The organism is Flavobacterium acetivorans (assembly GCF_020911885.1).
Classification (GTDB): Bacteria; Bacteroidota; Bacteroidia; order Flavobacteriales; family Flavobacteriaceae; genus Flavobacterium; species Flavobacterium acetivorans.
This window is the reverse complement of sequence record NZ_CP087132.1, coordinates 1,024,122-1,048,459: the sequence shown is the minus strand read 5'-3', so window position 1 is coordinate 1,048,459 and position 24,338 is coordinate 1,024,122. Positions and strand designations below refer to the sequence as shown.

The window sequence follows — 24,338 nt, the reverse complement described above, 5'->3', positions numbered from 1 at the left end:
AGGTCTTTTTTTTCTAGCACTATAGTACTACCAGATTTTTACTCTTTTAGAAGGCTCAATATACATGTGGTCATTAGGCTGAATGCCAAAGGCTTGATAAAACGTATCTATGTTTTGCAAAGGAACATATGCGCGATACATTCCTGGAGAATGCGGATCAGTCTTTACCTGATTTTTGATTGCTTCATCACGTGATTTTGTACGCCAAATAGTAGACCAAGAAATGAAAAAACGCTGCTCAGGAGTAAATCCATCTATCAAACCTGGATTTCCGTTTTCTTTTAAATACAATTGTAATCCATCATAAGCCGCGTTCACTCCGCCCAAATCACCTATATTTTCCCCGAGTGTAAATTTCCCATCCACAAATGTTCCCGGCAATGGCTCTAAAGCACTATATTGCACCGCAAGCGCCGCAGTTAAAGTCGAAAATTGCTTTAAATCTTCGGCTGTCCACCAGTCTACAAGATTTCCATCGGCATTATATCTCGCTCCTGAATCATCAAAACCATGAGAGATTTCGTGACCAATTACAGCTCCTATTCCACCATAATTTACGGCTTCATCTGCTTGGTAATTGTAAAAAGGCGGTTGTAAAATGGCTGCCGGAAATACAATTTCATTATAAGAAGGGTTGTAATACGCATTTACAGTTTGCGGAGACATTCCCCATTTTTCTTTATTAACTGGCTTAGCTAACTCGGCAAGACTTTCATTATAACGCCATTTCGCTAAATTTTTAACATTTTCAAAATAAGATCCACCTTCTTCAGGACCAGCAATAACTAAAGCCGAATAATCTTTCCATTGATCCGGATAACCAATCTTGATTCTTGATTTATGTAATTTGGCAACAGCGCTAGTCTTGGTCGCTGCAGACATCCAAGTTAAATTTTGAATTCTGTTTTCGAAAGCAAGAAAAACATTTTTAATCATTTTTTCTGCTTTAGCTTTAGCTTCTGCCGGAAATTTTTTCTCGACATATAATTTCCCTAAAGCTTCTCCCAAAGACCCGTTGATAACTTGAAGAGCGCCCTCGTCTCTTGGTCTTTGCTTTACAGCTCCCGTTAACGTTTTGCCATAAAATTCCCAGTTAGCATTCTCAATCACAGTAGAAAGCTGGCTCGAAGCTCTATTCAACAAAGTCCATCTCATGTAAGCTTTCCAATCTTCTACTTTATTTTCTTTAAAGATGGTTTCTAGTGCAACCATATATTTTGGCTGAGAAACAATCAAGGAATCAGTGGCTGGCAATCCAATTTTTGTAAAATAATTATTCCAATTGATTGATGGAGTCAACTTTTGAAGATCCTTAACGGTCATCGGATTGTATGATTTTCTTCTGTCTCTTCTTTCAACTCTGTCCAGTCTTGGTTTTGACATTTCGGTCTCTAATGCTAAAATCTTAGTTGCATGAATTTTAGCTTGTGCTGGTTTTTCACCGATAAATTGAAGCATCTTTGCTAAATGCTCCACATATTTAGCTCGTTTTTCTTTAGAATCGGCATCTTCGGAAACATAATAATCCCTGTCAGGCAAACCCACACTTCCTAATCCAAGATTGATCACGTTTCGATTGCTGTTCTTAGCATCCGGTCCAATACTGGCTCCAAAAAACCCTAAACCACCCAATGGCTCCATCTCAATTAAAAAGGCTTCTAAATCCTTAGTGTTTTTAATTGCATTAATCTTTTTTAAATAAGGCTTTAAAGGCGTTACTCCCAGTTTATTTCTACCAACAGTGTCTAATATAGTTTTATACAAATTAATCGCTTTCCCTTGATCTGTATTGGACTTGTAAACTGGATTTGTCACTGCCTCTTTTAAAATTGCCAAAGCATCATTATCTGTCCTTTGGCGCAATTCATCAAAACTCCCCCAACGTGTTCTGTCACTTGGAATCTCTGTATTGTCTAACCAAGTTCCATTTACATAGCGGAAGAAATCATTACTAGGTTTTACTTTTTTATCCATATACTGGACATTAATTCCCGGCTCTTTGGCCGCTGGAACAACTTGGCCATGAAGATCAATAAATCCCACCACTGCAGGAATCACAAAAAGGAGTTGCTTATTTAGTTTTATTTTCATATTATCAAATCATTAAGTTAGTTTCACAAAGCTATTGATAATATTTCAAAAAAAACACCAAATCCTTCTTGACTGTTAATACTTTGATTCCTCCTGTGAAGAAGATTACTTTTTTGTACTTTTGCAAAAATTTTTTTATGAAATCGCCATTAATAATAAGTTTGCGCAAGCAAATACCAATAAATAAAAAGGCGACAACATATATAACCTCTAACAAATAAATTTTACATATATGAAATCTATTTTATATAAGTACCGAAAATTTTTTGCCGTTTTTTTACTGTTTTCAGCCATAACCCTCTATTTGTTTTATGGCGCTTTAAAACCCAGTAAATCTCTCCCAATATACAACCCTGCCGACGTGAATCCTGAATTGGTTGATACTGCGGTGCAATACGTCCGAAAATACCATACCATTGCCGACTTCTCATTTGTGAACCAAAATGGAAAAACCATCACCCAAAAAGATTATGAGGGCAAAATATATGTAGCAGATTTTTTCTTTACCACCTGTGGCTCCATTTGTCCAAAAATGACAACAAACCTAGCCGAAGTTCAAAAAGCAATCATCAATAACCCAAAAGTAATGTTGCTTTCCCATACCGTTTTCCCTGAAACGGATAGCGTTCCCGTTTTGAAAGCTTACGCCATAAAAAATGGAGTAAATGACAAAAAATGGAACTTGGTAACCGGTGACAAAAAAGAAATTTACACTATGGCCAGGAAATCATATTTGGCGGTAAAACTGGGTAAACCAAGCGAATTATATGATATGGTGCATACGGAGAATTTCGTGTTGGTTGACGCCAAAAAAAGAGTCCGTGGCTTTTATGACGGGACCAACAAAGAAGAAGTTCAAAAATTAATCGCCGACATTGCCTTCTTATCTGAAGAAGAATAGTTCAACCCAAACTGACATTCTTTTTCCAGACTGTTAATGTATTGCAAAAAAGCTACAAAAGTGATAAATATCATTTGTATTTGTATTATAATGTGTACTTTTGCAATCTTAATTCAATCTAAATAAGCTTTGCGAACAACCATATTTTCTCTAAAAAAAGGCGAAAAAGCCATTATCAAAGATTTCGATATTGATATTGTACCCTTAAAATTACTTGAAATGGGCTGTTTGCCAGGCAACACTGTCGAATTACTGCAAATTGCTCCTTTTGGAGATCCTTTATATTTGAATATAAACGGTTCCCATTTAGCCATTCGTGTAGAAACGGCACGTGAGATCGAGGTTGAACCCCTAAAAGAGGATATCTAATGAGTGGAGAAAATATCAATGTAGCGCTTATAGGCAATCCAAACGTAGGTAAAACTTCGGTTTTCAATCAATTGACTGGCTTGAATCAACAAGTGGGAAATTATCCAGGAATAACCGTGGAGAAAAAGATTGGTTTTTGCAAATTACCAAACAATGTCAAAGCAAACATTCTAGACCTGCCAGGGACTTATAGTCTCAACGCCTGTTCTATTGATGAGAATGTTGTTATTGAACTATTGCTAAACAAAAACGATAAATTATATCCTGACGTAGCCCTTGTAGTTACTGACGTAGAGAATCTAAAACGCAATTTACTGCTCTTTACCCAAATAAAAGACCTCGAAATCCCAACGATCTTAGTCATTAATATGGCCGATCGAATGGAACACAAAGGAATTTCATTAGACATTCCTTTTCTGGAAGAACACTTAAAAACTAAGATTGCCTTAATCAGCTCTAGAAAAGGTTTTGGTATAGACGAATTAAAAAAATTAATAGTTACCTACAAATCCATATCCAGCGAACCTTGTTTGAATGCTTCGAGCATAGATCCTGATTATTTCAATAATCTTCGAAAAGCTTTCCCTAATCAGTTATTATACAAATTGTGGTTAGTGATTACTCAGGATGTAAACTTCCTGAATTTAGAACGAAATGAGATCAGAAGTTCTTTTACCAAATCGCACTCAGATTTAAAACGTTTACAGCAAAAAGAAACCATAAAACGCTATCAGTTCATTAATGATGTGCTGAAAGAAGGCTTAAAAGTGGATTCTTCTAAAGCCAAAGATTTCCGCAGCAAACTGGACCGCGTACTTACCCACAAAGTATGGGGTTATGCCATTTTCTTTTTGATTTTATTTGTTATTTTCCAATCGATTTTCGAATGGTCCAAAGTCCCTATGGATTTCATCGACTCGACTTTTGCGTCTTTGAGCGCACTCGCTGACGAAGAATTACCTGCCGGTGTTTTGACAAATTTACTTTCGCAAGGAATCATACCCGGAATAGGCGGAATCCTTATATTTATTCCTCAAATTGCCTTTCTTTTTATGTTTATTTCCATTCTTGAAGAAAGCGGCTATATGAGCCGAGTAGTTTTCCTGATGGATAAAATCATGCGAAAATTTGGTTTATCCGGAAAAAGTGTTGTGCCACTAATCTCCGGAACTGCCTGTGCAATTCCAGCAATTATGGCTACAAGAAACATCGAAAACTGGAAAGAAAGACTGATTACCATTCTGGTCACTCCATTTACAACCTGCTCTGCCAGACTACCGGTATATGCTATCATCATTGCATTAGTAATTCCAGACAATCGAATTTTTGGGGTTTTAAATCTACAAGGTTTAACCTTAATGCTATTGTATCTTTTAGGTTTTGGGATGGCTATATTTTCAGCTTATATTTTGAATAAAATATTGAAGATAAAAGGCAAAACTTTCTTCATCGTTGAAATGCCTAATTACAAGTTACCTATGTTCAAAAACGTAGCGATAAATGTGGTCGAAAAAACAAAAGCCTTTGTCTCTGGCGCTGGTAAAATTATCTTGGCAATATCAATCGTGCTTTGGTTTTTGGCTTCCTACGGGCCTGGAGAAAAATTTAAAAATGCCGATGCTATCGTCATCGAAGAAAACATAAACAAACCACTTTCGGAAACTGAATTTGAAGACGCGGTCGCTTCTCAAAAACTAGAAAATTCCTATATTGGAATTATGGGAAAAACCATAGAACCTGTTATTTCACCTCTAGGCTATGACTGGAAAATAGGAATTGCTATCATCAGTTCATTTGCAGCTAGAGAAGTTTTTGTAGGAACCTTAGCTACAATTTACAGTGTAGGCGGTAGCGATAATGAAGTTACTATAAAAAACCGAATGGCTGCCGAGATCAATCCCGTTACTGGAAATAAAATATTCAATTTTGCTTCTGGAATTTCCTTGTTGTTGTTCTATGCTTTTGCCTTGCAATGCGCCAGTACATTAGCCATTACCAAAAAAGAAACGAATTCTTGGAAATGGCCTTTAGGTCAACTCATTTTCATGAGCGGACTAGCCTATATTGTTGCTTTAATCGCTTTTCAAATTTTAAAATAAAGACCTATGTTTCAAGAAATCGTCGCCTTTACTTTACTGGGACTTGCCCTTGCTTTTTTGATTAGAAAGTTTTTTTTCAAAAATAAAAAAAAGAAGAAAAACTGCGGAACAGATGATTGTGGCTGTCATTAAAAGCGCATTTCATAACATTCAAATAAACCCACTTTTAGAAACCACATTGTCTTTGTCCTTCTTTTGAAACGAATAAAAAAGCGGCTAGTATTTGAAGTTAATTGATTAAAATTGACTAAATTTACATATTACAAATCCAGCCCTAACCACTTATTATCAGGCTGTTATTTTTATAAAGTTGCTGAATTAAAATCGGTTCTTTATTTTTTTAAAAAAAATTGATTTATTCAAAATACGATTTCAATTTTCAAAAAATGCCAACACAGAGTTAAGATTATTTCCCCAAATCTTATACAGTGTTAGTCCATGAGTCTAATTTTATTTTTATAATTCAAAAAAGAGAATAACTCTACAACTCACATTCCGTTTTCTAGCTGTTAGGATAACTGCTTTTTCTACCAAAAACACCTAAAGCAGTAAGATAAAAGCTTCTTGCAACTATTATGTTGCTATTGCTTTAAAGTCAAACGAACATCAACTTATTATGAAAAAGTTTTTGTTAATATTGTTTCTAATAAACGTGACTTTTCTTTTCGCCCAAAAAGAGGTTTCTGGCTTTGTCTTCGATAACGCCGGCAGCCCTTTGTCAGGTGTCAACATAACTGAAAAAGGTACCAGCAATAGTGTTTCGACAGACATTAACGGAGCTTATTCTATTCAAGTCAAAGAAGCCGCTATATTGATTTTCAGTTATTTTGGATTTTCAAAACAAGAACATGAAACCAAAGAAGCTGTTTTAAATGTTTTCCTGTCTGAAGAAGGAGGCCAAATTCTTAATGAAATCATAGTCACAGGAACTAGAGCAGCTCCACGAAGCAACACAGCAACAGCCCTTCCTATAGATATCATATCCGCCAACGAATTGGCTTCAACAGGACAACTCACTTTTGACAAGGCATTACAATACCGGATCCCATCCTTTAACACAGTTCAAACACCGGTAAACGATGCCACTTCATTACTTGATCCTTATGAAATCAGGAATCTGGGTCCCAGCAGAACCTTAATGCTTATCAATGGAAAACGCAAAAACCTAAGCTCTTTACTTTATATCCAACCTTCACCCGGAAGAGGAGAAACGGCAGCCGATATTTCAGCTATACCGATTGATGCCATCGACAGAATAGAAATCTTACGTGACGGTGCTTCTGCACAATACGGATCGGACGCTATAGCCGGAGTGATCAATATTATACTTAAAAAAAGCCCTGATGATGGTTCAATAACCCTAAGAACCGGTATCACTTCTAAAGGAGACGGAGAACTCTTGAACATAAGTATAAACAACGGTTCTACTATAGGCAACAAAGGATTTCTAAACTACACTGTAGACTTCTCTAAAATAAACCTGACAAATCGTGCCGGTAAAGTAGATGCCGAAGGAGATTTTAATGATTTTGTGAGGCTGCTACCAAATAATCCTTTGAATTATGTAAACGATGACAATACTCTTGGCAATACAACTCTGACTGATGCTATGACCGAGGCACAAATTAACAGCCTTTTTGAACAATACAAAGTCAACTTCCCAGCAGATTATAATGCAAAACTAGCCACTATAAACCAAGGAAACATCGCTGGAAAGCAAGCCGTAGACTCATTTTTAAAAGACCAACCATACGCAGCAAATACCAACGGAACACCTGAAACTGCAGCTGCAAAATTTTTAATCAATGGAGGATTGAATCTATCCAATGAAACTGAATTGTATTATAATGCCGCCTATACCTATAAAAAAGTGAATTCGTTTGCTAATTATAGAACTCCTTATTGGATGTCAATCAAAAATCCATTTGAAAACCCCACTATTCCTAATTGGCGAATCGCTACTGCTTACCCAACCTATTTGAAGGATTTTTTTGGGAACGGCACTGTCGCTTCTTATAAAGGTTATCAGCCTACTTTTACCGGAGATTTAACCGATTATAATGCCAGCTTAGGTTTTAAATCCATAAAAAATGGCTGGAATGCCGATGCCAGCATAACCATCGGCGGAAATTCACAAATCTATACCTTAGACAATACCCAAAATAGATCACCGCTGAAAGATTCCAATGGAAATCCTATTTATCAGGAAAACAGCCCAATCTCGTTCCAACCCGGAGGTTCTAATTTCAATCATGTTATAGGGAATCTGGATGTGTTCAAAATACTATCTGACAAAATTAGTATTAGTTTTGGTTCTGAATTTCGATCCGAAAATTTTGAGACAATCGAAGGCGACAAAGCTTCTTGGGAAGGAGCTGGTGCAGATTCCTTTGCCGGAACCACTCCTAAGGAAGCCGGAAAATGGAATAGATACAACTGGGGAGCTTATTTTGACTTGGCCTATGATCTAACAAAAGATTTTCTTATAAACGCCACACTTCGTCAGGAAGAATACAGTGATTTTGGCAGTGCCACCGTCTGGAAAATAAGTAGCCGTTATAAATTCCTCGATGATAAAATTACCCTCAGAGGTTCAGTTTCTACTGGTTTCAGAGCGCCTACACTACATCAAATTTACACTCAAAAATCCCAATATACGTTTAATGCTGGAGGCGGAATTGAAGTTACCCGAATTATTAATAATGTTTCTCCAGAAGCACACATTTTAGGCATTACAAAATTAACTCCAGAAAAATCGACAAACACAACGATAGGAATTGGAGCCAGACCCCTCAAATATTTCAACATCACCATTGACTATTACAACATTGCAATAACTGACCGGATCGCTTTAGGAGATGTGGTCAATACACCACAATTTGGAAAAGTGGCTTGGTTCGAGAACTCCTTTGATTCTAAAACATCTGGACTCGACTTGGTTATGAATTACAGCAACCTAGGACTTGGAAACGGACAACTGGCATTCAACTTATCGGGAAACATCACATTCGAAAATAAAAGAATCTCTGATGTAGCCAGTGATAACTTTGGCGCAACAATTGAAGCATTGACTTTCACCTCCAGACCCAAAACCAAATGGATTTTGGGAACAAATTATAAAGTAAAAAAATTAGATTTCTACCTCAACAACAGCTATTTTGGCAAAACAACTTTTAAACAATCCGGCTTAGATTCTAATTTAAGAACTGAATTCAGCCCTAAAATCGTTACCGATCTAGGAATTAATTTTCTTGTAACAACTAAATTAACGCTGGCTCTAAACATAGACAATGTATTTAACATTTTGCCGAAATGGAAATTCAAGTCCGAAAATGCAGCTGGAGCCGCCATATTAAACGACCCCGCTCAAATAAAAAACCAATTTAACCTGATTACTTTCAACGGACGCTATTCACAAATGACTTATGGCGGATCACAATTTAGTCAATTAGGCACCCAGTTTAGTTTGTCTTTAAATTACAAACTATAATACCTTGACAATCAAACAATATAGATTTAAATTTTTCTTAAAGCAACCCAAATAGCCTCTATAATTCGTTAAATTTATACTATCAAAACAAATAATTAAAACCAAAACACACCGAAAATAACACGAAACTATTCGACCAATAAACGATACTCTTCCTATAAAAACAAAATATAATGACCATCAAAAGTTATATCTATATTTTAAGCTTAATCACCATATTCACGGGCGTAAATCCACTAACTGCCCAAGAGGATATGACAGATAACGCCTATGCTATGAAAGCCGATTTCCTGTACCGTTTTATAGATTATGTACGCTGGAAAGACAACCCTAAAAATCAAGCTTTCAAGATTGCTGTTCTGGAATCAAGTCCAATTACTCCATTATTAATTAGCAATGCTAAAAACAAAAAAACAGAAATCAAAGAATACAAAGATATCGCTCAAGTAGGTAGCTGCAATATCTTATTTGTTCCCTATAACTGCAGCATCCCAATTGAAACAATCATTTCTAAATTTTCAGATCGATCCGTATTGATTGTAACGGAGCGAAACGGATTTGGAAAAAAAGGCGCACACCTAAATTTCATTATAATTGAAAATAAATTAAAATTTGAAATCAATCTTAAGGCAATAAACAAATCAGGAATTGGAGTTAGCTCTTTCTTATTGCAACATGCCATTATTGTACAGTGACACCTTTAAACCTTATTTAGCCTAAACTTAAAAAGCCAAATTGCCTTTGACATAAAACTGCCTTAAATACCGCCAACAATGATAAATTTAAAAAACATATCAATCAAAAATAAACTTGTATTGATGCAAGTTTTCACCTCAGCACTTGTACTAGGCATATGTATTACCGCCTTTGTATTGATCGACATCAAAGGATTTAAAGACCGAAAAGAAACCACTTCCATTGCCATTGCCCAAATGATAGGTTTCAACAGCATTTCGGCTCTAGAATTCTTGGACAATACTGCCGCAAACAAAAGTTTGTCTGAATTAAAGGGACAAACAGATATATTAAATGCAAGTATTTTAGACAAAAACGGAAAAGTTTTTGCTTCCTATACTAAAGCGGGTTCCGATCCCAAATATCAATTTGCTATTCCAAATGAAAAACAAAAAAACATTCAGTTTACAGATCAAAATCTCTTTGTTTACTATAAAATCCTTAAAGACAATGAAACTATAGGACATGTTGGACTTCGCTTTGAACTCTCGGAACTGAATAAAATAAAAATGGACGTTTTACGATTAGGAATTGTGTTGCTACTTGTAGGAACTGGGCTTGCGTTTTTAATTGCCATGATCATCAAAATGTACATTTCAAAACCCTTACTGAACTTGGTTACTGTGATACAAAAAATTAAGGATACCGCCGATTATGGAATGCGCATGACAGTAGACGGAAAAGATGAAATCAGCATTCTGGCAAGCGGACTTAATGATATGCTTTCTACAATCGAAAAAAGAGATAATGAAGTCGCATTGTCCAAGGAACAATTAAACAAACAAAATACCCTTTTACAGTCCGTAATACAGAATATGGGAGATGGATTAGTTGTGGTTGACGAAAAAGGCAAATTCATTCTTTGGAATCCCGCCAGTGAAAAAATAATTGGAATTGGTCTTCTGGATATCTCTCAAGAAAAATGGGCCGATACCTATGGTGTTTTTTGGCCTGAAAACAAAAACCTTTTTAAGACCGAAGAACTTCCTTTGGTTAGAGCCTTAAAGGGAGAAGAACTTGATAATTTGGAAATTTTTATCCAAAATTATAAAAAAACCATAGGCAATTTTATAGTAATGTCTGCCAGTCCACTAAAAGATGAATTCGGTAAAATCACTGGTGCTGTAGCTGTTTTTCATGACGTCACGGAAAGAAAAAACTCAGAAAATGAAATTCGAAAACTAAATGAGGAACTGGAACAAAAAGTCATCGAACGCACTGACCAACTCGCAAAAGCCATTGAAACAGTCCGTAAAAGTGAAGAAAAATACCGAGAAATTGTCGAAAACACCAGCGATGTGCTCCACACAACTGATTATAAAGGAAATTTCACTTATATCAATCCTGCCTGTAAAAAATTAACCGGTTACAGCCAGGACGAACTCATTGGAGAAAACATCTCAGAACTCGTAGCCCCTGAATGGAGAGAACGTGTTGCTGAATTTTATATGAACCAATACAAACATAAGATTGATGAAACTCTCTATTCCTTCCCTATCATTACAAAAACAAGGGATCAAAAATGGATTGAACAAACCGTAACCCAACTAAGAGAAGGAAATAGGATAACTGGTCATAAATCTATTATGAGAGATATTACCGAAAGAAAAGCTGCTGAACAAAAACTAAAAGAAAGTGAGGATCAATTACAAACCATTTTTAATGAAGCACCGGATGCATTAATTGTAATTAATGAAGAAGGAGATATCCTTAGATGGAACCCACAAGCCGAAAAAATATTCGGTTGGTCCATTGAAGAGGTGTTAGGAAAAAAAATGAGGGACTTAATTGTTCCAGAGCAATACAAAGAAAGTCACATGAAAGGCTTCCAACATTTCCTTGAAACCTCAGAAGGTCCCTACATCAACAAAACAGTAGAAATTACTGCACTTAATAAAAAAAATATCGAATTTGACATTGAATTGACCGTTTCTACTGCTACCATTGTAGGAAAACATATTTTTATCGCCTTCATCAAAGACATATCTTCAAGTAAAAAACTAGAAAATGAAAAAAGAGAAGCCGATAGATTAGTGCGCCTAAATGAAATGAAATTAAAATTAATTCTGGAAAACATCGGTGAAGGAATTATTGTTACGGATACCCAGAAAAGAATTGTACTTTCTAATCATATGGCCGAAGAAATCATAGGCATAAAACAAGATAGCGAAACCCATAACACACTGGATTGGTCCGCTAAATACGATCTTTATTATCCTGATGAACAAACCATTTTCCCTTCCCAAAATCTTCCTTTGGAAAAAGCCCTTAAAGGAGAGTCAACGGATGATGTTGAAATCATAATCGCAGATTCAGAAACCAAAGACAAGAAAAGGGTCATCATTAGCGGCAGACCCATCGTAGATGAAAATAATTACATTATTGCCGCAGTAGCCAATATAAAAGACATTACCTATTACAAACAACTGGAGAACGCACTAGAAGAAAGCGAACAGAAATACCGAAAACTAATTGGTTTTAAAAGCGGAAAATAGAGTTGCTTTTCTGCTACGTTATTTTCACAAAAAGATTGCTCGCAATTTTATTGGAAATAGTCAAATCAACAGCATCTACTTTTATTTTTAAGGATAAATCAAAACTTTCTTTTCCGATGATTTCAATTTTAGATCCAAGGGCAATTCCTTGTTTGTCCAGATATTTCAAAAATTCAGAGGAAGTATCTTTCACGCCAACACATATCCCTTTTTGATTCTCGACCAATTCAGAAAGTAATTGTTTTTCTACTTTCAAAATCTGCCCTTCAGCATTAGGAATTGGGTCACCATGCGGGTCTTCGGTTGGATTTCCTAAAAAATCATCTAGTTTATTGATCAGCTTTTCTGATTTTATATGCTCTAATTGTTCCGCAATATCGTGTACCTCATCCCAGGAAAAATCTAATTTTTCGACCAAGAAAACTTCCCAAAGACGGTGTTTTCTCACTATCATTTTGGCCGCTAATTTCCCGCTCTCCGTCAAAGAGACGCCTTGGTATTTTTTATAGTTTACCAAATCCTTTTCGGCCAATTTCTTAATCATATCGGTAACTGAAGACGCTTTGGTCTCCATCATTTCGGCAATGGCATTCGTGCTCACTTCGGAATTAGAAACTACCGTAAGATGGTATATGGCTTTGAGATAATTTTCTTCTGAAAAGGTCATTTTGATTTTGGATTGAAGATTAACTGTTTTTTGATTTCAGATTTATAGTTCCTAATAAATCTACTTTTTAGCAATCAGCAAAGGTATAGAAATTTTGTGGCGTAACTTATCAACGGTCGTTCCAAAAATCAAATCCCTCAACCCCGTATGACCATGAGTTCCCATGACCAAAATATCAAAATTCCCAGAATTGATAATCTCCGGAATCACCTTGTTTGGATTTCCAAATCCCAATTGGGTTTCTACTTTAAATCCTTTTTCAAAAAGCATTTTTTTGTATTCTTTTAGTATTTTTTCGTCAATTACGGTTTCATGGTCCTCTACATCTTCCCCATAAACTATGGCACCAACGGATTCTTGCACATGAATTAAGGTATATACGGCATCTATTCCGCCTAATTCAAAAGCATTGTTTAAAGCCGCTTCATCGGCTCTGGAAAAATCTAAGGCAACAGCAATGTTACTTTTTTTACAACTTATGGACTTAGAAAACTCCAACTTTAAACTATGTGGCGAATGATTTTGGATGTCAATCTTTGCCTTGGAAACAAATGGCTTAAAGACAATATACAACAGTAAAACCAGAAAACTTATTGCTAAAGGAACTACTGTAAGCCACAACACCATTGGATTTTGAGAAGTTTCGAGCCAGCCACTAATTTCATCAAAAACCAATTTTGCATTTAGGATAACAATAACCGTAGCAACAACCCAAGAAGCAATTTGAGTTGCTTTTCCTATGTGAAAGCCTTTCATTTTTGACTTATCGCTCACAAAATGAATCAGTGGTATAATAGCAAATCCCAATTGCAAACTCAGAATCACCTGACTTAAAATCAACAGTTTTCCTGTTACGCTTTCGCCAAAAATACTGATCACAATAACGGCAGGAACTATCGCAATTAATCGGGTAATGATTCTGCGCACCCAAGGTTGAATCCTTAAATTTAGATAACCCTCCATAATAATTTGACCTGCCAACGTTCCTGTTATTGTTGAACTTTGCCCTGCCGCTATCAAAGCGACAGCAAATAAAACAGGTGCCCATTTGCTTCCCAAAAGTGGCTCCAAAAACTGATGTGCATCTTGAATCTCAGCAACTTCAAACATCCCATTTTTATAAAATGTAGCTGCCGCCAATATTAAAATAGCCGCATTAACTAGAAAAGCTAAATTTAAGGCAATGGTAGAATCGATAAAATTATATTTCAATGCCTGCTTGATTCCGGCAGGGCTTCTATCAAATTTTCTGGTTTGTACCAAAGAAGAATGCAGGTACAAATTGTGCGGCATAACCGTTGCCCCAATAATACCAATAGCAATGTATAATGCGGCTTCACTAGGTATCGATGGAATTAAACCCAGGATTACCTTATCCATCTCCGGTTGAGCAAAAATCATTTCAAAAATAAACGAAACTCCAATAACTGTCACCAAAGCAATGATAAAGGCTTCCATTTTACGAATACCTTTATTGATCAAAAATAATAATAAAAAAGTATCCAATACCGTAATCAGAACCCCTTCAATCAGCGGAATTCCAAACAAGAGGTTTATACCAATGGCCATACCTAAGACTTCGGCAAGATCACAAGCAGCAATAGCAATTTCTGCCAAAAAATAAAGAATATAATTAATGAATTTCGAGTAAGTTTCCCTAGAAGCCTGGGCTAAATCGCGTTGAGTAACGATTCCTAAACGGGCACTTAAACTTTGCAACAACAAAGCCATGATATTACTCATCAATAATACCCAAAGCAAGGAATACCCAAACTGACTACCTCCGGCAATATCAGTCGCCCAATTTCCCGGATCCATATATCCCACACTTATCAGGTACGCAGGACCAAAAAAAGCTAATATTTTCCTGAAAACTGATTTTTTATTTTGTGTAGAAACTGATCCGTGAACCTCTTCTAATGACTTACCCATTTTTTAACTATTTGAAGCAAATATAATTGTATTTTTTTGCTTTATCAAATATAATTTTTAGATTTGTCTAAATTTAAAATATAAATTAATCTAAAAATATAGTCGTGAGAAATCTAATTTTGCTTTTCTTTATTCAAATCACTATTGCGTCATTTGCTCAAACCAGTATAAAAGGAAAGGTTTCTTCGGATGGAATGCCATTACAGCACGCCAACATTGTATTAAAAAACATAAAAAAAACAACCACAAGTGATAAAGACGGAAATTTTATAATTAAAAACATCTCAAACGGAAACTATGAAATCCATGTTTCTTATACCGGTTTTAAATCCCAAACAAAAACCATTATTGTTAGCGACACCACTGAAGTTTTTCTGGATTTTGATTTGCAAGAAAACAATACCTTAGACGAAGTGGTTGTAACAGGAACCTTAAAACCGGTTTCCCGAATAGAAAGTCCCGTTCCTGTTGAAGTTTACAAACCGGTATTCTTCAAGAAAAACCCAACGGCAAACATCTTTGAAGCCTTACAAAACGTCAATGGCGTGCGCCCACAACTAAATTGTAATGTTTGCAACACCGGCGACATTCACATTAATGGCCTTGAAGGCCCATATACCTTGGTTTTAATTGACGGAATGCCAATTGTTAGCGGACTTTCAACCGTTTACGGCCTTTCTGGAATTCCCAATTCTTTATTGGAGCGTATCGAAATAGTCAAAGGTCCCGCTTCGTCTTTATATGGAAGCGAAGCCGTGGGCGGATTAATAAATATCATTACCAAAAACCCAAAAAATGCCGCTGTTTTTTCTGCCGATTCATTTCTTACTGATTGGGGAGAACTCAATGTAGATTTGGGTTTTAAAGCCAAGATTGGCAAAAACACTTCCTTGCTAACCGGAATCAACTATTTCAACTACAGCAACCCGATTGACAACAACAACGATAATTTTACCGACTTAACCTTACAAGATCGAATTTCGGTTTTCCAAAAATGGAATTTTAATCGCAAAAGCAATAAATTATTTTCTTTGGCAGGGCGCTATTTTTACGAGGACCGTTGGGGAGGCGAATTGCAGTGGAAGAAAAAATACCGTGGTGGAACCGAGGTTTACGGAGAAAGCATTTACACCAAGCGTTGGGAATTACTTGGTGCCTATGAATTACCTATTGCCGAAAAAATGCTATTTTCCTTTTCCTATACAGATCATGACCAGAACTCGGTTTACGGAGCCATTCCCTACCTAGCCAAACAGCGTATTGGTTTTGGACAACTGACTTGGGATAAAAAAATAGAAAACCACGATTTGCTTTTTGGCACTGCCCTACGCTATCAATATTATGATGACAATACCACAGCAACTGTCAAGGAAGATGTGAACTGGATCCCGAGTTTGTTCGCTCAGGACGAAATCACTTTTAACGAAAATCACAAAGTACTTCTTGGCGCACGATACGATTACAACCGAAATCACGGCTCAATCTTTACACCACGCCTTGCCTACAAATGGAAAATAAACGATAACAACATTTTACGCTTTAACACCGGAACAGGTTTTAGAATTGTCAATCTTTTTACCGAAGAACATGCCGCTTTAACCGGATCTCGCGATGTAATTGTATTAGAAGAACTCAAACCGGAACGTTCTTTTAATGCTAATTTGAACTATTTGAAGAAAATCTACACCAAAAACGGCAATTTTATTGGTATTGAAACCACGGCTTGGTACACCCGCTTTAGCAATTCCATTATTCCGGATTATGACAGCAATCCTAATCAGATTATCTATAAAAACTTAGATGGCTACGCCGTTACCAAAGGAATAAGTACCAATATTGACTTGGTCTTCAACAATGGTTTAAAAATGATTATAGGCGGTACTTATATGGATGTTTCCAAAACCGAAAACAACACCACAACCCAACAAATCCTTACCGAAAAATTTTCGGCAACTTGGGCAATTTCATACCGAATCAATAAATTATTCTTAGATGTTGATTATACCGGAAATCTATATGGCCCAATGCGTCTGCCGCTTTTGGGTGAATTAGACCCGCGAAAAGAATATTCTCCCGCTTGGAGCATCCAAAATATTCAATTTACTTTTAATAAGTTTAAAAACATAGAAATCTATGCCGGTGTGAAAAATCTTTTGGATTGGACACCCAATAAAGGAAATCCATTCATAATTGCCAGAGCCAACGATCCATTTGACAAAAACGTACAATTTGACGCCAATGGAAATGTACAAGCTACACCTGATAATCCTTATGCTTTAACTTTTGATCCAAGTTATGTATATGCGCCAAATCAAGGAATTCGTAGCTTTTTTGGCATGCGTTATACTTTAAAATAATGAAAAAAGATTTTTTCATACTACTGCTTTTGCTTTGGGCAATTCCATCAAGTTTTGCCCAATTGAAAACTCACAGCTTTGAAGAAGTAGAACAATTGTCAAAAGAAAACCCAAAACCAATTGTCGTTTTTACACATACTAACTGGTGTAAATACTGCAAAATCATGGAAAATTCGACTTTCAAAAACCCAACTATAATCAAAGTATTGAACGAACATTACTATTTCGTTCCATTCGATGCCGAAACCAAAAGCGACATCATTTTCAACAATCATAGATTCCAATTCAAACCTACGGGAACAAATACTGGAATTCACGAATTGGCGACAGCTTTAGCAACTATCGATAATCACGTCGCATATCCATCATTGACGATTCTGGAAAGTGATAACTCTATTTTATTCCAGCAAGCTTCGTTTATTTCGGCAAAAGCCTTAATGACTATCCTTGACAAACTGAAATAATTGCCTATTTTTGAGAAGAATTTCTTCCAATCCTATGAAACACTTCGATTACATTTTTACGGGTACAGGTTTAGCGGCATTAATGACAGTCTATAAAATGATTGAATCCGGAAAATTTACTGACAAATCTATTTTACTGATTGATGAAAACTCCAAAAAAGACAACGATAGAACTTGGTGTTTCTGGGAAACCGAAAATTCTATTTGGGAAAAAAGCATTTCTAAAAAATGGGAATCGGCTTTGTTTGGCAATGCCGACTTTAGTCGGAGTCTCGATCTAAAACCGTATGAATACAATATGGTAAAAGGATTGGACTTTTACAATCAAGTTTTTGAACTGATTTCGAAACAATCAAATATCACTTTTGCAAATGAAAAAGTGACCGACATCAACGAGCTCGAAAACCACGTATTTGTGGCTACGGAGAAAGAAAATTACACTTGCGAAAAACTTTTAAACAGCATTTACCGAAAATCGGAAGTAGAAAACCAAACCCAATATCCCGTTTTGCAACAACATTTTATAGGTTGGTTTATCAAAAGCAAAGAAGCCGCTTTCAATCCGGAGCAAGCCACTTTCATGGATTTCTCGGTTGCGCAAAAAGGCAACACCCGTTTTATGTATGTGCTGCCTAGCTCAAAAACAGAAGCATTATTAGAATACACCTTATTTTCACATCAATTATTAAAGAAAGAGGAATACGAACAGGAAATTGAAAAATACATTCAGAAACTGGGTATTCAAAATTATGAAATTACCGAAAAAGAACAAGGTAGCATCCCAATGACTTGCTATCCTTTTTGGAAAAAAAACACACAAAAAGTACTGAATATAGGCACTGCTGGAGGATGGACCAAAGCCAGTACGGGTTACACCTTTAAAAGTTCCGATAAAAAAACAACTCAATTAGTGGCTTTTTTACTGACAGAAACGGATCTTATAAAATTTCATAAAAAAACCAAATTCTGGTTTTATGACCTCTTGCTTTTGGATATTTTAGACCAAAAAAACGAATTGGGAGCCTCAATATTTTCGTCTATGTTCAAAAAAGGAAATCCTAGCTTGATTTTCAAATTTTTAGATGAAGAAACCTCATTATTTGAGGATTTAAAAGTGATTTTAAAATGTCCTAAAATGCCGTTTATAAATGCTTTGATACGTTCAAACCGTTATTTATTTCATTAACAAAAGAACGACTATCAAACAATAACAAAACTTTATAATGCAAATCATGGAGTTCTTTGTAAACTTTGTAACTTTGCCTAATTAAAAAATAATATTTAAAATACAACGATATGTATCCAGAAGAAATGGTAAAACCAATGCAAGCCGAGTTAACGGCAGCAGGTTTTCAAGATTTACATAGTGCCGAAGCAGTAGAAAACGCAATAAAAGCCGAAGGAACAACTCTAGTGGTTGTAAATTCAGTTTGTGGTTGTGCTGCAAGAAATGCGCGTCCGGGAGCAAAAATGAGCTTAGAAGGAGCAAAAAAACCAGATCATTTAATCACGGTTTTTGCAGGTGTTGACAAAGAAGCAGTAGATGCGGCAAGACAACACATGTTCCCTTTTCCTCCATCTTCTCCATCTATGGCCTTGTTCAAAAACGGTGAATTAGTTCACATGTTAGAGCGTCACCACATTGAAGGTCGCCCAGCAGAAATGATTGCCGAAAACTTGAAAGACGCTTACGCAGAATTCTGTTAAGGCTTAACCGCAAAGCACGCTAAGTTTTTCGCTAAGTTAGCTAAGAAATCTTAAATTTATTTTACCGCAAATTCGCGAATTAAATCTTTCAAAAGACTAAAATTTGCGAATCTGCGGTTTATTTTTTCTTCATTGCGAACTTTGCGATTAAATAAAAAATCTTAGATTTGCACCCGAATTCTTCCATTTAGAATTCAAAAACATATTCTGTACAGATGCGATTAATCGCGTCTCAAACCTTAAACGTTTATAGCATGCAACTGTATAACACCTTAAGCGCAGAAGAAAGAGCCGAACTGATTGATCAAGCTGGCCAACAACGTCTTACGTTGTCTTTCTATGCGTATGCCAAAATTGAAGATCCCAAAAAATTTCGTGACGATTTATTTCTAGCTTGGAATGCACTCGATGCGCTAGGCCGAATTTACGTTGCCCACGAAGGCATCAACGCTCAGATGAACGTTCCTGCCGAAAATTTTGAAGCTTTTAGAGAAACTCTGGAAGTCTATGATTTCATGAAAGGCATCCGTTTGAATGTAGCCGTAGAACATGATGACCATGCGTTTTTAAAACTCACCATTAAAGTGCGTCACAAGATTGTTGCTGACGGACTAAACGACGAAACTTTTGATGTAACCAACAAAGGAATTCACTTAAAAGCCAAGGAATTCAACGAAATTCTAGAAGATCCAAATACTATTGTAGTTGATTTTAGAAATCATTACGAAAGTGAAGTGGGCCATTTTAAAGGCGCTATAACTCCTGACGTAGAAACTTTTAGAGAAAGTTTACCCATAATTAATGAACAACTGCAAGATCACAAAGAAGATAAAAACCTGGTAATGTATTGCACAGGTGGAATTCGTTGTGAAAAAGCAAGTGCTTATTTCAAACACCAAGGTTTTAAAAAAGTTTTCCAATTAGAAGGCGGAATCATCAATTACGCGAAACAAATTGAAGCAGAAGGTTTAGAAAGCAAATTCATTGGAAAAAACTTCGTATTCGACAACCGTTTGGGCGAAAGAATCACCGAAGATATTGTTTCTCAATGCCATCAATGCGGTAAACCTTGCGATAATCATACTAATTGTGCCAACGATGGTTGTCATTTATTGTTCATACAATGTGACGACTGTAAAGCGGCTATGGAAAATTGCTGTTCCGTGGGATGTCACGAAACCATCCATTTACCTTGGGAAGAACAATTGAAATTAAGAAAAGGGAAACAAGTTGGTAACAAAGTATTCCGTAAAGGAAAATCAGAAAATTTAAAATTCAAACATTCTGGAGAACTAACGGATATTGCTTTGGCAATAGCTCCAAAAACAAACGATATTCGTCAAAAAATAAAAGTAAAAAAGGTATTAGTTGGTAAAGCAGAACATTATTATGTAAAAGCACAAGTAGGACTTTTTACCATCGAAAATCAAGAATTGAATGTAGGTGATAAAATATTAATTTCTGGACCTACAACCGGAAACCAAGAATTGGTTTTAGAAAAAATGTTTGTCAACGGAACCGAAGCCAATCAGGCAAAAACGGGTGACAAAGTAACTTTTACAGTACCTTTCCGCATTCGTTTATCTGATAAATTATATAAAATCCTAGACTAATTTATCATGACATCGAATAACAAAATTGAACTTATGGCTCCCGCCGGGAACTTTGAGTCACTTCAAGCTGCGATAGATAATGGTGCTGATTCGGTTTACTTTGGCGTAGACCAATTAAATATGCGCGCCAGAGCAACGGTAAATTTTACCATCGATGACCTAGCAGAAATTGCCCGTCGTTGCGAAAATAAAAAAATCAGAACCTATTTAACTTTAAATACGATAATCTACGATCACGATTTATCGGTGGTTAAAACATTGTTGAACAAAGCTAAGGATGCTAATATCACTGCCGTAATTGCATCAGACCAAGCCGTGATTGCCATGGCAAGAGGAATTGGGATGGAAGTACACATTTCGACCCAATTGAATGTGACCAATATTGAAACCATAAAATTCTACAGCCTTTTTGCCGACACCATGGTTTTAAGTCGTGAATTGAGTTTGCGTCAGGTGAAAAACATCACCGATCAAATTAAAAAAGAAGAAATTAAAGGTCCTAACGGAAATTTAGTCGAAATAGAAATTTTCGGTCATGGTGCTTTGTGCATGGCGGTTTCTGGGAAATGTTATTTGAGTTTACATTCGCATAATTCTTCGGCAAATCGTGGCGCCTGCAAACAAAATTGCCGTAAAAAATATACAGTGATTGATCAGGAAAGTGGTTTCGAAATCGAGTTAGATAACGAATACATGATGTCCCCAAAAGATTTATGTACTTTGGATTTTCTGGATCAGGTAATTGATTCCGGCATTCAGGTTTTAAAAATCGAAGGTCGCGGTCGCGCTCCGGAATATGTGGCAACGGTAATCAAAACCTATCGTGAAGCGATTGACAGCTACTATGACGGTACATTTTCTAAAGAAAAAACAGCCGTTTGGATGGAGGCTTTGAACACCGTTTACAACCGCGGATTTTGGTCGGGTTATTATTTGGGACAAGAACTAGGCGAATGGAGTGCTATTCCCGGATCGATGGCGACTCAGAAAAAAGTCTATGTGGGAAAAGGAACGCATTATTTCCCGAAAGCAGCTGTAGGGCAATTCAAAATCGAAGCTTACGACATAAAAATTGGCGACAAAATTTTAGTTACCGGACCGAATACCGGATCACAAGAAATGCTGATCGAAGAAATGTATGTAAATGATGCCGTTGCCGAAAAAGCTACAAAAGGCGACGATTGCACTTTAAAATTGCCATTCAGAATCCGAATGTCTGACAAATTATACAAAATTGTGGAAGCCTAATGGTCATTGTAACCCTACAAAGAGACAAATGCATTGGTTGTAATTATTGTGTAGAAATGGCACCTGTTCAATTTCAAATGTCAAAAAAAGACGGAAAATCGGTTTTGATTCATTCGCAAAATGCCAAAGGTTTTTTCACCTTAAAATCACACGATCATACGATTGTGGAGCATTGTGAATTGGCCGCCAAAGCCTGTCCGGTAAAAATAATTTCGGTAAAAGAAACTTAAAAACACGATTAAATACACTAATATTCAACCCATTACAACAACAATTGTAATGGGTTTTTTTAATAAAATTTTATCACTTTCATCCATTTTCAATCGTTGTAACATAAAATTAAAAAATACTATCTTTACAAATTAATCGTTTTAAGAACTTAAGTTGTGCCAGTCACAACACTACATATAAAATTATGGCATGTACAAGTTGTTCAACTTCTGATGGTGGTGCACCAAAGGGTTGTAAAAATAATGGGACTTGCGGCACCGATAGCTGCAACAAATTAACTGTTTTCGACTGGCTTTCTAATATGAGTTTGCCTAATGGCGAAGCTCCTTTTGACTGTGTTGAAGTTCGTTTTAAAAACGGAAGAAAAGATTTTTTTCGCAATACAGAAAAACTGACACTAAGCATTGGAGACATTGTGGCAACAGTGGCTTCTCCTGGACACGACATCGGAATTGTAACCTTGACAGGAGAATTGGTAAAAATTCAAATGAAGAAAAAAGGGGTTAATTCCAACAGTAATGAAGTTCCTAAAATCTACAGAAAAGCATCTCAAAAAGACATTGATATTTGGTCAGCAGCAAGAGCCAAAGAAGAGCCGATGAAGGTTAGAGCACGCGAACTGGCAATTGCTCAAAAACTCGAAATGAAAATTTCGGATATTGAATTTCAAGGAGATGGTTCTAAAGCTACTTTTTACTATACCGCTAATGACAGAGTCGATTTTAGACTTTTAATCAAAGATTTTGCTAAAGAATTCAGCACCAGAGTCGAGATGAAACAGGTAGGTTTCCGTCAGGAAGCAGCTCGTTTAGGAGGAATTGGTTCTTGCGGTAGAGAATTGTGTTGTTCAACTTGGCTAACCGATTTTAGAAGTGTCAATACTTCTGCGGCTCGTTACCAACAATTGTCTTTAAACCCACAAAAACTGGCAGGGCAATGCGGAAAATTAAAATGCTGTTTGAACTATGAATTAGACACTTACATGGACGCCTTGAAAGGTTTTCCTGATTTTGACACGAAATTAGTTACTGAAAAAGGCGATGCCATTTGTCAAAAACAAGATATTTTTAAGGGTTTAATGTGGTTTGCTTACACTAATAATTTTGCCAACTGGCATGTATTAAAAATAGAAAAAGTAAAGGAAATCATTGCCGAAAATAAACTCAAAAAGAAAGTTTCGGCTCTTGAAGATTTTGCCATCGAAATTGTTCAGGAAAGAGAAAAAGACTTTAATAATGCGATGGGACAAGAAAGTTTAACCCGTTTTGACCAACCTAAGAAAAAGAAAAAACCAAACAAAAAACCAAGACCAGCGGGTGAAAATGTAATTGTTGCCAATAAACCGAAACCAACAAATAATAATAACAATAGACCTGCAAACAATAACAATAAACGCCCAAATCCTTCAAACGATAAAAAGCCAGCAGAACCAAGAAAACCAATAATTATTAAAAAAAATGAGAATAAAAAATAGTGTTTTTCTCCTTTTGATTGCGATTCTATTTTCTTCTTGTGATGAAAAAAGAGTATTTGATGAGTACAAATCTGTAGGTAGCGCCTGGCATAAAGACAGTATTGTATCGTTTAATTTACCCGAATTAGACTCTACAAAACGATATGATTTATTTATAAACATAAGAGACAACAACAATTACCAGTTCAACAATCTTTTTTTGATTGTCACCTTGGAGAAACCAAACGGCTATACAAAAGTAGACACCTTGGAGTACCAAATGGCAAGCCCGGACGGCACTTTGCTGGGCAATGGCTTTACCGATATAAAAGAAAGCAAATTGTTTTACAAGGAAAATGTAAAATTTAGAGGAAAATACAAAGTCAACATAAAACAAGCTGTGAGAGAAACCGGAAAAGTTCCCGGAGTTACTCTATTAGAAGGAATTACAGAAGTAGGTTTACGAATTGAAAACAAAGATTAAGA

19 protein-coding genes are annotated in these 24,338 nt (G+C 36.2%); 16 read left to right on the top strand and 3 right to left on the bottom strand.

The window, feature by feature from the left end:
• Positions 1–27 precede the first annotated feature (27 nt).
• Positions 28–2,091 carry a M13 family metallopeptidase gene (locus LNP19_RS04635; RefSeq protein WP_230063640.1) on the bottom strand — a complete coding sequence of 688 codons (2,064 nt, stop codon included), beginning with the start codon at positions 2,089–2,091 and terminating at the stop codon, positions 28–30.
• Between the two features lie 232 nt (positions 2,092–2,323).
• Between LNP19_RS04635 and LNP19_RS04630 the strand changes: the two genes are divergently transcribed.
• The 7 genes from LNP19_RS04630 (at position 2,324) to LNP19_RS04600 (ending at position 12,180) form a co-directional block, all read left to right on the top strand.
• On the top strand, positions 2,324–2,992 hold the full coding sequence (locus LNP19_RS04630) for an SCO family protein (protein WP_230063639.1): 669 nt from the start codon (positions 2,324–2,326) through the stop codon (positions 2,990–2,992).
• Between the two features lie 129 nt (positions 2,993–3,121).
• Positions 3,122–3,361 (top strand): FeoA family protein, encoded by a 240-nt coding sequence (locus LNP19_RS04625; RefSeq protein ID WP_230063638.1) that lies wholly within the window; start codon positions 3,122–3,124, stop codon positions 3,359–3,361.
• Positions 3,361–5,460, top strand: a complete 2,100-nt coding sequence (gene feoB / locus LNP19_RS04620) for a ferrous iron transport protein B (RefSeq protein WP_230063637.1) — start codon at positions 3,361–3,363, stop codon at positions 5,458–5,460. The genes LNP19_RS04625 and feoB overlap by 1 nt, the downstream gene beginning before the upstream one ends.
• 6 nt (positions 5,461–5,466) lie before the next feature.
• Positions 5,467–5,592: a FeoB-associated Cys-rich membrane protein gene (locus LNP19_RS04615; RefSeq protein WP_106357426.1), complete on the top strand. Its 126-nt coding sequence runs from the start codon at positions 5,467–5,469 to the stop codon at positions 5,590–5,592.
• Positions 5,593–6,076: 484 nt separating this feature from the next.
• Positions 6,077–8,950: a TonB-dependent receptor gene (locus LNP19_RS04610; RefSeq protein WP_230063636.1), complete on the top strand. Its 2,874-nt coding sequence runs from the start codon at positions 6,077–6,079 to the stop codon at positions 8,948–8,950.
• Positions 8,951–9,123: 173 nt separating this feature from the next.
• The gene (locus tag LNP19_RS04605) at positions 9,124–9,645 is read left to right on the top strand and encodes a YfiR family protein (protein ID WP_230063635.1); all 522 of its coding nucleotides are present in this window, start codon (positions 9,124–9,126) and stop codon (positions 9,643–9,645) included.
• Positions 9,646–9,723: 78 nt separating this feature from the next.
• Positions 9,724–12,180 (top strand): PAS domain S-box protein, encoded by a 2,457-nt coding sequence (locus LNP19_RS04600; RefSeq protein ID WP_230063634.1) that lies wholly within the window; start codon positions 9,724–9,726, stop codon positions 12,178–12,180.
• A gap of 13 nt (positions 12,181–12,193) precedes the next feature.
• On the opposite strand, the gene LNP19_RS04595 is transcribed toward LNP19_RS04600, so the two are convergent.
• Entirely contained in the window at positions 12,194–12,847 is a 654-nt protein-coding gene (locus LNP19_RS04595) for a metal-dependent transcriptional regulator (protein ID WP_230063633.1), read from the bottom strand.
• A 60-nt stretch (positions 12,848–12,907) separates the two neighbouring features.
• Entirely contained in the window at positions 12,908–14,779 is a 1,872-nt protein-coding gene (locus LNP19_RS04590; protein ID WP_230063632.1) for an Nramp family divalent metal transporter, read from the bottom strand.
• 104 nt (positions 14,780–14,883) lie between these two features.
• Between LNP19_RS04590 and LNP19_RS04585 the strand changes: the two genes are divergently transcribed.
• From LNP19_RS04585 to LNP19_RS04545, 9 genes are all read left to right on the top strand, one after another.
• Positions 14,884–17,136, top strand: a complete 2,253-nt coding sequence (locus LNP19_RS04585) for a TonB-dependent receptor (RefSeq protein ID WP_230063631.1) — start codon at positions 14,884–14,886, stop codon at positions 17,134–17,136.
• Positions 17,136–17,600: a thioredoxin family protein gene (locus LNP19_RS04580; protein WP_230063630.1), complete on the top strand. Its 465-nt coding sequence runs from the start codon at positions 17,136–17,138 to the stop codon at positions 17,598–17,600. The genes LNP19_RS04585 and LNP19_RS04580 overlap by 1 nt, the downstream gene beginning before the upstream one ends.
• A gap of 34 nt (positions 17,601–17,634) precedes the next feature.
• Complete coding sequence (locus tag LNP19_RS04575; protein ID WP_230063629.1) at positions 17,635–18,786, top strand: lycopene cyclase family protein; 1,152 nt, start codon at positions 17,635–17,637, stop codon at positions 18,784–18,786.
• Positions 18,787–18,896: 110 nt separating this feature from the next.
• Positions 18,897–19,307, top strand: coding sequence for a BrxA/BrxB family bacilliredoxin (locus LNP19_RS04570; RefSeq protein WP_230063628.1), 411 nt, complete (start codon positions 18,897–18,899; stop codon positions 19,305–19,307).
• 254 nt (positions 19,308–19,561) lie between these two features.
• Entirely contained in the window at positions 19,562–20,920 is a 1,359-nt protein-coding gene (gene trhO, locus LNP19_RS04565) for an oxygen-dependent tRNA uridine(34) hydroxylase TrhO (RefSeq protein WP_230063627.1), read from the top strand.
• Positions 20,921–20,926: 6 nt separating this feature from the next.
• Positions 20,927–22,168, top strand: a complete 1,242-nt coding sequence (locus tag LNP19_RS04560; RefSeq protein ID WP_230063626.1) for a peptidase U32 family protein — start codon at positions 20,927–20,929, stop codon at positions 22,166–22,168.
• Positions 22,168–22,398: a ferredoxin gene (locus LNP19_RS04555; RefSeq protein ID WP_230063625.1), complete on the top strand. Its 231-nt coding sequence runs from the start codon at positions 22,168–22,170 to the stop codon at positions 22,396–22,398. The genes LNP19_RS04560 and LNP19_RS04555 overlap by 1 nt, the downstream gene beginning before the upstream one ends.
• 185 nt (positions 22,399–22,583) lie before the next feature.
• Positions 22,584–23,873 (top strand): PSP1 domain-containing protein, encoded by a 1,290-nt coding sequence (locus LNP19_RS04550; RefSeq protein ID WP_230063624.1) that lies wholly within the window; start codon positions 22,584–22,586, stop codon positions 23,871–23,873.
• On the top strand, positions 23,857–24,336 hold the full coding sequence (locus tag LNP19_RS04545) for a gliding motility lipoprotein GldH (protein ID WP_230063623.1): 480 nt from the start codon (positions 23,857–23,859) through the stop codon (positions 24,334–24,336). The genes LNP19_RS04550 and LNP19_RS04545 overlap by 17 nt, the downstream gene beginning before the upstream one ends.
• Positions 24,337–24,338 lie beyond the last annotated feature (2 nt).